This is a genomic window from Variovorax sp. 20P10.2.4, assembly GCF_058244205.1.
Genome location: NZ_JBZAYE010000288.1, coordinates 1 through 8,913, shown reverse-complemented (window position 1 = coordinate 8,913; position 8,913 = coordinate 1). Strand labels below are relative to the sequence as shown.

General features: G+C 70.4%; 9 protein-coding genes and 1 pseudogene. 6 read left to right on the top strand and 4 right to left on the bottom strand.

What is annotated here, in order from left to right; translation table 11 throughout:
- The 5 genes from AC27VN_RS23770 to AC27VN_RS23750 all read left to right on the top strand — a co-directional run.
- The coding region (locus tag AC27VN_RS23770) for an ATP-binding cassette domain-containing protein (protein ID WP_490878097.1) at positions 1-309 on the top strand (309 nt) is incomplete at its 5' end.
- Positions 296-994 carry an ABC transporter ATP-binding protein gene (locus tag AC27VN_RS23765; protein ID WP_490878096.1) on the top strand — a complete coding sequence of 233 codons (699 nt, stop codon included), beginning with the start codon at positions 296-298 and terminating at the stop codon, positions 992-994. The genes AC27VN_RS23770 and AC27VN_RS23765, both read left to right, overlap by 14 nt.
- 10 nt (positions 995-1,004) lie before the next feature.
- The gene (locus tag AC27VN_RS23760) at positions 1,005-1,871 is read left to right on the top strand and encodes a branched-chain amino acid ABC transporter permease (protein WP_431513777.1); all 867 of its coding nucleotides are present in this window, start codon (positions 1,005-1,007) and stop codon (positions 1,869-1,871) included.
- Positions 1,872-1,877: 6 nt separating this feature from the next.
- The gene (locus AC27VN_RS23755) at positions 1,878-2,954 is read left to right on the top strand and encodes a branched-chain amino acid ABC transporter permease (RefSeq protein ID WP_490878095.1); all 1,077 of its coding nucleotides are present in this window, start codon (positions 1,878-1,880) and stop codon (positions 2,952-2,954) included.
- Positions 2,926-4,038: a class II histone deacetylase gene (locus AC27VN_RS23750; protein ID WP_490878094.1), complete on the top strand. Its 1,113-nt coding sequence runs from the start codon at positions 2,926-2,928 to the stop codon at positions 4,036-4,038. Before AC27VN_RS23755 ends, AC27VN_RS23750 begins: the two co-directional genes overlap by 29 nt.
- A gap of 20 nt (positions 4,039-4,058) precedes the next feature.
- Here AC27VN_RS23750 and AC27VN_RS23745 read toward each other — a convergent pair whose 3' ends face one another.
- Genes AC27VN_RS23745 through AC27VN_RS23730 form a run of 4 tightly spaced genes read right to left on the bottom strand, consistent with a single transcriptional unit; the run spans position 4,059 to position 8,301 of the window.
- Positions 4,059-5,039, bottom strand: a complete 981-nt coding sequence (locus AC27VN_RS23745; protein ID WP_490878093.1) for a LysR family transcriptional regulator — start codon at positions 5,037-5,039, stop codon at positions 4,059-4,061.
- A 16-nt stretch (positions 5,040-5,055) separates the two neighbouring features.
- Positions 5,056-5,553 carry a winged helix-turn-helix transcriptional regulator gene (locus AC27VN_RS23740; RefSeq protein WP_490878092.1) on the bottom strand — a complete coding sequence of 166 codons (498 nt, stop codon included), beginning with the start codon at positions 5,551-5,553 and terminating at the stop codon, positions 5,056-5,058.
- Positions 5,554-5,599: 46 nt separating this feature from the next.
- Positions 5,600-7,180 (bottom strand): DHA2 family efflux MFS transporter permease subunit, encoded by a 1,581-nt coding sequence (locus tag AC27VN_RS23735; protein WP_490878091.1) that lies wholly within the window; start codon positions 7,178-7,180, stop codon positions 5,600-5,602.
- Positions 7,177-8,301, bottom strand: a complete 1,125-nt coding sequence (locus AC27VN_RS23730) for an HlyD family secretion protein (protein WP_490878090.1) — start codon at positions 8,299-8,301, stop codon at positions 7,177-7,179. Before AC27VN_RS23730 ends, AC27VN_RS23735 begins: the two co-directional genes overlap by 4 nt.
- Before the next feature lie 142 nt (positions 8,302-8,443).
- On the opposite strand from AC27VN_RS23730, the pseudogene AC27VN_RS23725 reads away from it, so the two are divergent.
- Positions 8,444-8,913, top strand: a pseudogene (locus AC27VN_RS23725) (TolC family protein); the annotation flags it as partial.

Genomic DNA, 8,913 nt, shown 5'->3' with positions numbered 1-8,913 from the left:
GAACTGGCCAAGGGCCTCGCGGCCCGGCCGCACCTGCTGCTGCTCGACGAGATCGCGGGCGGCCTGACCGAGGCCGAGGTGCAGGTGCTGGTCGCGCTGGTGCTCGAGCTCAAGCGCGACGTGGCGATGATCTGGATCGAGCACATCGCGCAGGCGCTGATGGCGGTGGCCGACCGCATCATGGTGCTGAACTTCGGCCGCAAGCTGCTCGAGGACGCGCCGGCCGCCGCGATGGCCAGCCGCGAGGTGCGCGAGATCTACATGGGCGTGGGAGAAGACGCAGAGGAGGCCGCCCATGCCGCTGCTTGAAGTGCGCGCGCTCTGCAGCCACTACGGCGACCTGCAGGCGCTGTTCGACCTGTCGCTCGACGTGGGCGAAGGCGAGGCCACGGCGCTGATCGGCGCCAACGGGGCCGGCAAGTCCACGCTGATCCGCGCCATCGCGGGCCTGGGCCGGCGCAGCCGCGGCACGGTGCGCTTCGACGGCCAGGCCATCGAGGCCGAACCGGCCGAGCGCATCGCGCGCCGCGGCATCGCGCTGGTGCCCGAGGGCCGCATGCTGTTCGCCTCGCTCACGGTGGAGGAGAACCTGCGCATGGGCGCGCTGTGCGGCCGGGCCGGCCACTGGAACCTCGCCACCGTGTATGCGCTTTTTCCGATCCTGCGCGAGTTCCGGCACCGGCCGGCCACGCGGCTGTCGGGCGGCCAGCAGCAGATGGTGAGCATCGGCCGCGCGCTGATGGCCAACCCGCGGCTGATGCTGTGCGACGAGATCTCGCTGGGCCTGGCGCCGGTGGTGATCGCGCAGATCTACCGCGCCTTCGGCGACATCCAGGCGCAGGGCACGGCGCTGCTGATCGTGGAGCAGGACGTGACGCGCGCCTGCCGCATCGCGCAGCGCGTGTACTGCCTGCTCAAGGGCCGCGTCACGCTGGCCGGCCGCGCGTCGGACTTCAGCGCCGCGCAGATCGCCAACGCCTATTTCGGGCACTGAGAAAAGCACCATGGCCTGGATCGAAACCCTCATCAACGGCGTGCTGCTCGGCGGCCTCTATGCGCTCTTCGGCCTCGGGCTGGCGCTGGTCTTCGGCGTGATGCGCATGGTCAACCTCGCGCACGGCGAGTTCGTCGTGCTCGCGGCCTATTTCGCGGTGTTCCTGGCCGCGCAGTTCCCGCAGGTGTCGCCGCTGCTGCTGCTGGTGCCGGTGGCGCTGGCCGCCTTCGGCACCGGCTACCTGCTGCAGCGGCTGCTGCTCAACCGCGCGGTGGCGACCGACGATCCGCTCACGCCCGTGCTGGTGACCTTCGGCATCGCGGTGGTGCTGCGCAACCTGATGGTCGAGCTGTTCGGCGCCGATCCGCGCGCGCTCGACGGCGGGGCGTTGGCCACGGCCGGCTTCGAGCTCGGCGGCCTGCGCATCGGCTGGTACCCGGTGCTGGTGCTGGGGCTCGCGGTGCTGGCCTTCGGCGCGCTGCAGTGGCTGCTGCGGCACTCGCGCTTCGGCCTGATCGTGCGCGCCACCTCCGACCACCGCGAGATCGTGCGCACCATGGGCGTGCGGCCGCGCCATGTCTATGGCGTGGTCATGGGGCTGTCGCTGGCCTTCGCCTCGGTGGCGGGGCTGCTGCTGGCGCTGCGCACCTCGTTCACGCCGTTCTCCGGCGTGGAGCGGCTGCTCGGTGCCTTCGAGGTCGTGATCATCGGCGGCATGGGCTCGTTCTGGGGCGCGCTGGCCGGCGGCATCGCGCTGGGCGTGGCGCAGCTCGCGGGGCAGCGGCTCGATTCCAACGCGGGCGCGCTCTATGCGCACCTGCTGTTCTTCATCGTCCTGATGGTGCGCCCGAACGGCATCGCGGGCCAACGGGCCTGACACCCGATGCGCAACCCATCTCTTTTTCCCTCGATCGGCTTCCTCGCCGCGGCCCTCGCCATCGCCTTCGCGCCCACGGTGGCCGATGCCGGCCTGCTGCGCCTGCTGAGCGAGGTGCTCGTGGTGCTGGCCATGGCCCAGATGTGGAACCTGCTGGCCGGCTACACCGGGCTGGTGTCGATGGGGCACCAGGCCTTCGTCGGCATCGGCGCCTACCTGGTGTTCGTGGTCTCCGACCGGCTCGGCCTCTCGCCCTACTGGATGGTGCCGCTGGCCGGCGTGGGCGCGGCGCTGCTGGCGGCCGCGGTGGCGCCGCTGATGTTCAGGCTGCGCGATGCCTACTTCTCGATCGGCATGTGGGTGCTGGCCGAGATCGTGCGGCTGCTGGTCGCCAAGTTCCCGCTGTTCGGCGGCGAATCGGGCGTGCCGCTGCAGGCGGTGCGGCTGGTCGATGCCGAGACCTTCCAGCGCAACGCGTTCTGGATCTCTGGCGCGATCGGCCTCGCGGCCGTGGCCGGCGTCTACCTGCTGATGCGCTCGCCCTTCGGCCTCGGGCTGATGGCGGTGCGCGACAACGAGCTGGCCGCCACCAGCATCGGCGTGAACGTCTGGCGCAACCGCTTCATCGCCTTCGTGCTCTCGGGCCTGGGCTTCGGGCTGGCGGGCGGCGCGCATTTCATGGGCACGATGTTCGTCTCGCCCGATTCGGCCTTCGACATCAACTGGGTCGTGACCGCGATGTTCATCGTCATCATCGGCGGCATCGGCACCATCGAGGGCCCGCTGATCGGCACGCTGATCTACTTCGGGCTGCGCGAGCTGTTCAACACCTGGTTCGCGATGTCGGGCGGCTGGTACCTGATCGCCATGGGCAGCATCGCGGTGGCCGTGATGCTGCTGGCGCCGCGCGGCCTCTGGGGCCTGGCGCGCGAGCGCTGGGGCTGGCGCGGCCTGAGCGTGCAGCGCCATCCGCCGCACGGGGCGGCATCGATTTCCTCTTCCTCTTCTACTTTTTCTTCTCCTTCCATTTCCCACACCACCGAGGACGCAACGCATGAAGAACACCGCCTTCTTTCACGATGAACGCACCTTCTGGCACGTGCCGGGCGGGCTGCACGCCCTGTTCCTGCCGGTCGGCGGCTGGGTCCAGCCCATGGCCGGCAGCGGCATGGCCGAGTCGCCCGATTCCAAGCGCCGCATCAAGTCGCTGATGGACGTGTCGGGCCTGAGCGCGCAGCTCGACCTGCTGGGCGCGCCGATGGCCAGCGAGGAGGACCTGCGGCGCGTGCATCCCGCGAGCTACCTCGAGAAGTTCAAGGCCGCCAGCGATGCGGGCGGCGGTGACCTCGGCGAGGTCGCGCCCTTCGGGCCCGGCAGCTACGAGATCGCAAAGCTCTCGACCGGCCTGGCCATCGCCGCCATGGACAGCGTGCTGCAGGGCCGCCACCGCAACGCCTTCGCGCTCACGCGGCCGCCGGGCCATCATTGCCTGCGCGAGCACAGCATGGGCTTCTGCCTGTTCAACAACATCGCGGTGGCGATCGAGACCATGAAGGCGAGGCATGGCGTGAAGCGCGTGGCCGTGATCGACTGGGACGTGCACCACGGCAACGGCACGCAGGAGATCTTCTACGACCGCCCCGACGTGCTGACCGTCTCGCTGCACCAGGAGAACTGCTTCCCGCCCGGCTACAGCGGCGCGGATGACCGCGGCGAGGGCGAGGGCCTGGGCTTCAACGTCAACGTGCCGCTGCAGCCCGGCGGCGGCCACGCGAGCTACATGTATGCCTTCGAGCGCATCGTGGCGCCGGTGGTCGAGCGCTTCCGCCCCGAGCTGATCGTGGTGGCCAGCGGCCTCGATGCCAATGCGGTCGACCCGCTGGCGCGCATGCAGCTGCATCCCGAGTCGTTCCGCCAGATGATGAAGCAGGTCAACGCGCTCGCGGCGCGGCACAGCGAAGGCCGCGTGGTGGTGGTGCACGAGGGCGGCTACTCCGAAGCCTGCGTGCCCTTCTGCGGTCTCGCGGTGGTCGAGGAGCTCTCGGGCCACCGCACCGAGGTGCAGGATCCGTTCAGCGACTTCTTCGGCCTGCAGCAGCCCTCGGCGCGCTTCGATGCGTTCCAGCGCGGGCTGATCGACGAGATGGCGGCGCTGCACGGGCTCTGAGCGCCGCGCCGGGCCCGGGTTCAGGCGGGTTGCGCGTGCCCGAGCGCCTGGAACGGATGCCAGTGCGAACCGGCGCGCTGGCGGCTCGCCGGTGCGGCCTTGGGCGGCACCGCGCTCGCCGCCTGCATGCGCGCCTCCAGCAGGTCGAGCAGCGCGCGCAGGGCCGCGCTGTTGTGGCGGCGCTGCGTGTAGGCCGCGAACAGCCAGAGGTCGCTGGGCATGAAGTCCTTGAGCACCGGCACGAGCCGGCCGCCGTCGATGTGCGGCTGCGCGAGCAGCGCGGGCACGCAGATGGCGCCGACGCCCGCGAGCGCCGCGGCGATCAGGGCGGCCGCATCGTTGGCGTCCATGCGCGCATTCACGGGCACGCTGTGCGGCTTGCCGTCGATCTCGAAGGGCAGGTGCGCGGGGCCGCCGCCGGCCGAGTAGGCGAGCACCTCGTGGCGGCGCATGTCGTCGGGCACCCGCGGCATGCCGCGCCGGGCCCAGTAGCCGGGTGTGGCGCACAGCACCAGCGCCATCGGGCGCAGCTTGCGCACGATCAGGTTCTCGTCGCCGATGCGGCCCACGCGCAGGGCGACGTCCACGCCTTCCTCGACCAGGTCGATCACGCGGTTGCTCAGGTGCAGGTCGATGTGGACATCGGGATGCAGGGTGATGAACTCGCCGAGCAGGCCGGGGAAGTCGGTCTGCACGAGGCCGTGCGGCGCCGCCACGCGCAGGCGCCCGCTCGGGCGCGCGCTGTGAGCCTGCAGCTCGTTCTGCGTGTCCTCGACCATCTCCATCAGCGGCATGCTGCGCTCGCGCAGCAGCCGGCCCGCGTCGGTCAGCGTGACCGAACGCGTCGAGCGGTTGAACAGCCGCACGCTGAAGCTGGCCTCCAGCTGCGCGACATGCTTGCTGACGCTGGCCTTCGAGATGCCCAGCATGTCGGCGGCGCGCGAGAAGCTGCCGCGCTTGGCGACCTCGAGGAAGGTGCGCAGGTGCTCGAGACCGTCCATCGAATCCCTGCTCCGTTCAGGACGCCTTGGCGGCGCCGGCCGTGCGCGCGGCCGGGCGCCGCTGCACCAGCACGTGCGTGGTCTCGGTGATGGGCTCGCCGCTGCTGCGGTCGACCAGCACGGGATCGATCTGCCGGCCCGTCTCCTTCTCCTGCAGCACCACGCTCTTGCCCTCGGTGGCGAAGTGCCGGTTGCCCCAGGTCACGAGCGAGAGCAGCACCGGCCGGAAGTCGCGGCCCAGCGGCGTGAGGCAGTACTCGTAGCGCGGCGGGCGCTCGCTGTACTGGCGCTTCTCGAGCAGGCCGTCCTCGACCAGCGAGTGGAGCCGGCGCGTCAGCATGTTGGGCGCGATCTGCAGGCTGTTGACGAAGTCGTCGAAGCGCGTGATGCCGTAGAAGGCGTCGCGCAGGATCAGGATGCTCCACCGCTCGCCCACGCGCTCGAGGCTGCGCACGATGGGGCAGTACTTCATCCGCTGCTCGGGGCTGATGGGCGTGGGGGTCTTCGGGGTCATGGGCGGCTCTTCTTGGAAACGTCGGTGGCGCGGAAGTCGGCGGGACTCAGTGCGCGTCGGCGGACGGTGCCTTCGGCGGCCCGACCTTGCGCATGAGCGGCACCATCGCGGTGGCGATGATGAAGCAGACCATGATGCCAAAGAAAACGTCGGAAAAGGTCAGCGTCAGGGCCTCGCGGAAGGTCAGGTTCCACAGCTGGCGCAGCGCGGCCGAGGCGCCCACCAGCTGGTCGGTGGCGCCCTGCAGCCGGCTGCCCACGCCGTCGAGCAGCGCGGTGGTGGCCTCGTTGCTGCGCGTGAGGTGCTCGGCCAGCCGGTAGAAGTGCAGGTTGGTGCGGTCGTTGAGCAGCGTGGCGCAGGCCGCGATGCCGAGCGCGCCGCCGAGGTTGCGCATCAGGTTGAACAGTCCCGAGGCGAGTTTGAGCCGGTTCATCGCGAGGCCGCCGAGCGTCAGCGTGACCGCGGGCGGCACCGCGAACTGCTGGCCGATGCCGCGCAGCGCCTGCGGCAGCAGCAGCTCGGCCGGGCCCCAGTCGTGCGTGATCGGCGTGAACTGCCACATCGACAGCGCGAAGCAGGCCAGCCCGAACATCATCAGCCAGCGCAGGTCGACGCGGTTGGCGAAGAAGGCATAGACGGGGATGGCCAGGATCTGGAACACGCCGGTCGAGAACACCGCCAGGCCGATCTGCAGCGCGCTGAAGCCGCGCACGCGGCCGAGGAACAGCGGCGTCAGGTAGATGGTGGCGAAGATGCCGATGCCGGTGATGAACGAGAACAGGCAGCCGAGCGCGAAGTTGCGGTCCTTCAGCGCGCGCAGGTCGACCACCGGATGCGCATAGGTCATCGAGCGCCAGACGAACAGCACGCCGGCCGTGCCCGAGACCCAGGCTGCGCCCGCGATGGCGGGGTCGCCGAACCAGTCGAGGCGCGGTCCCTCCTCGAGCGTGTACTCGAGGCAGCCGAGGAACAGCGCCATCAGCACCATGCCCAGGTAGTCCGCGTTGCGCAGCAGCGACCAGTCGTGGCGGTCGATCTTCACCAGCAGCGGCACGGCGACGGTCACGAAGATGCCGGGCACGAGGTTGACGAAGAACAGCCAGTGCCACGAGTAGCTGTCGGTGATCCAGCCGCCGACCGAGGGCCCGAGCGTGGGCGCCAGCGAGGCGATGGCGCCGATGATGGCGGCCGCGAAGACGCGCTGCTTGCCCTGGAAGAAGGCGAAGGCGGTGGTGAAGACCAGCGGGATCATCGAGCCGCCGAGGAAGCCCTGCAGCGCGCGGAAGGCGATCATGCTCTGGATGTTCCAGGCGATGCCGCACAGGAGGCTGGTGAGCGTGAAGCCCGCGGCCGAGACGGCGAACAGCCAGCGCGTGGACAGCACGCGCGACAGCCAGCCCGACATCGGGATCACGATGATCTCGGCGATCAGGTAGCTGGTCTGGATCCAGACCGTCTCGTCGGTGCCGGCCGACAGGCCGCCGCCGATCTCGCGCAGCGATGCCGAGACGATCTGGATGTCGATCAGCGCGATGAACATGCCCACGCACATCGCCGCGAAGGCCAGGGCCTTGGCGGAGGTGGTCATGCCGGCGGGGTCGACGATCCCCGAGGCGGGCTGGTTCATGGTTCGCCTGCCGCACCCGTGCGTGCGTTCGCGAGCTGCACGTCGCGCGCATCGACCTCGGCCGTGACCGACAGGCCGGGGCGCAGCAGGCCGAGCACGCCGTCGGCGTCGTCGAGCACGATGCGCACCGGCACGCGCTGCACGATCTTGGTGAAGTTGCCGGTCGCGTTCTCGGGCGGCAGCACGCTGAACTGCGCGCCGGTGGCGGGCGAGAGGCTCGCTACGTGGCCGTGGAAGCGGCGTCCGGGCACGGCGTCGGCCTCGACGGTGGCGGGCATGCCGGGACGGAAGCGCGCCAGCTGGCTTTCCTTGAAGTTGGCGTCGATCCACAGGCCGCGCGCCGGCACGATCGACATCATGTGGGCGCCCGCCGCCGCGAAGGCGCCGTTGCGCGCATTGCGGTTGCCGACCGTGCCGTCGATGGGCGCGCGCAGTTCGGTGTAGCTGAGGTTGAGCCGCGCGATGTCGCGCTCGGCCGTGGCCTGCGCGAGCGCGGCCTGCGCCTGCTGGCGGCGGGTGGCGATCACGTCGAGCTCGCGCTCGGCGGCCAGCTTGCTCGCCTGCGCCTTCTGGCCGTTGGCCACGGCCTGCTTGTAGTCGGCCTCGGCCTTCTGCGCGCTCTGCACCGACACGGCCGCGGTGGCCGAGAGGCTCTGCAGCCGCTGGGCATCGTCGCGCGCGCGCAGCGTCTCGGCCGCGGCGGCGCTCACGCTCGCCTCGGCCTGCGCGATCACGGCCTGCTGCAGGCTGCGCGTGGCGAGCAGGTTGGCCAGCACGGCCTCCTGGCTCGCGACCGTGGCCTCGGCCTTGTCGAGGGCGGCGCGGTAGTCGCGGTCGTCGAGCTTCACGAGCAGGTCGCCCGCATGCACCGCCTGGTTGTCGGTGGCCGCGGCGCTGACGATGTAGCCCGGCACCTTGGGCCTGACGACGGTGATGTCGCCGCCCACGTAGGCGTCGTCGGTGCGTTCGACGAAGCGCCCGCCGTTCCACCAGTGCCAGCCATAGACGGCCGCGGCCAGCACCACGGCGATGGCCGCGCAGCTCGCGACGAGGCTGCGCCCGTGCGGGCGCCGGTGCCGCGGAATTCCTGCCGGGGCCTTTTCAACGGAGGAGTCCGTCATGTGTTGTTTTCCTTGGTCGGATGGGAATCGGGTGGCATGCATCCATGTGGATTGCAATATGCAAGTTACTATACAGTTGCGACTTTCATCGTGCAAGTAACTGCCCGATCGACCTTCGAATCCCGCCGCCCAAGGAACCTTCATGAACCTCCGCCAGACTCCGTTGCCGATACCGCCCCGCCGCCCGCGTTGGCGCGGCTTCCGCCGGTTGCGCGTCGGCATCGCCATCGCCTCGCTCGGTGTCGCCGCGTGTGCCGTCGGCCCGGACTACGCGAAGCCCGAATCCGCGATGCCCGAGCGCTTCCAGCACGCCGCGGTGCCGTCACCCGCGCCCGAGGTGCAGCTGGAAGCCTGGTGGAAGGGCTTCGGCGATCCGGTGCTCGAGCGCATCGTCGAACGCGCGCTCGCGCAGAACCTCGACCTCGCCGCATCGTTCGCGCGCGTCGCGCAGGCGCGTGCCGCGGCGCAGCGCGCAGTGGCCTCGGAACGTCCGGCCATCGCCGTTGACGCACAGGCCGCGAGGCAGCGCCAGTCGCTCGAAAGCCCGCTCGGCGCGCTGGGCAGCGAGCACCCCAACCACCAACACGATACCTCCCTCTCCAACAACAGCAT

Coding starts and splice junctions, on each gene's coding strand:
- AC27VN_RS23745 (WP_490878093.1), bottom strand. CDS start 5,039: ATGGACGGTCTCGAGCACCTGCGCACCTTCCTCGAGGTCGCCAAGCGC.
- AC27VN_RS23760 (WP_431513777.1), top strand. CDS start 1,005: ATGGCCTGGATCGAAACCCTCATCAACGGCGTGCTGCTCGGCGGCCTC.
- AC27VN_RS23750 (WP_490878094.1), top strand. CDS start 2,926: ATGAAGAACACCGCCTTCTTTCACGATGAACGCACCTTCTGGCACGTG.
- AC27VN_RS23765 (WP_490878096.1), top strand. CDS start 296: ATGCCGCTGCTTGAAGTGCGCGCGCTCTGCAGCCACTACGGCGACCTG.
- AC27VN_RS23755 (WP_490878095.1), top strand. CDS start 1,878: ATGCGCAACCCATCTCTTTTTCCCTCGATCGGCTTCCTCGCCGCGGCC.
- AC27VN_RS23735 (WP_490878091.1), bottom strand. CDS start 7,180: ATGAACCAGCCCGCCTCGGGGATCGTCGACCCCGCCGGCATGACCACC.
- AC27VN_RS23730 (WP_490878090.1), bottom strand. CDS start 8,301: ATGACGGACTCCTCCGTTGAAAAGGCCCCGGCAGGAATTCCGCGGCAC.
- AC27VN_RS23740 (WP_490878092.1), bottom strand. CDS start 5,553: ATGACCCCGAAGACCCCCACGCCCATCAGCCCCGAGCAGCGGATGAAG.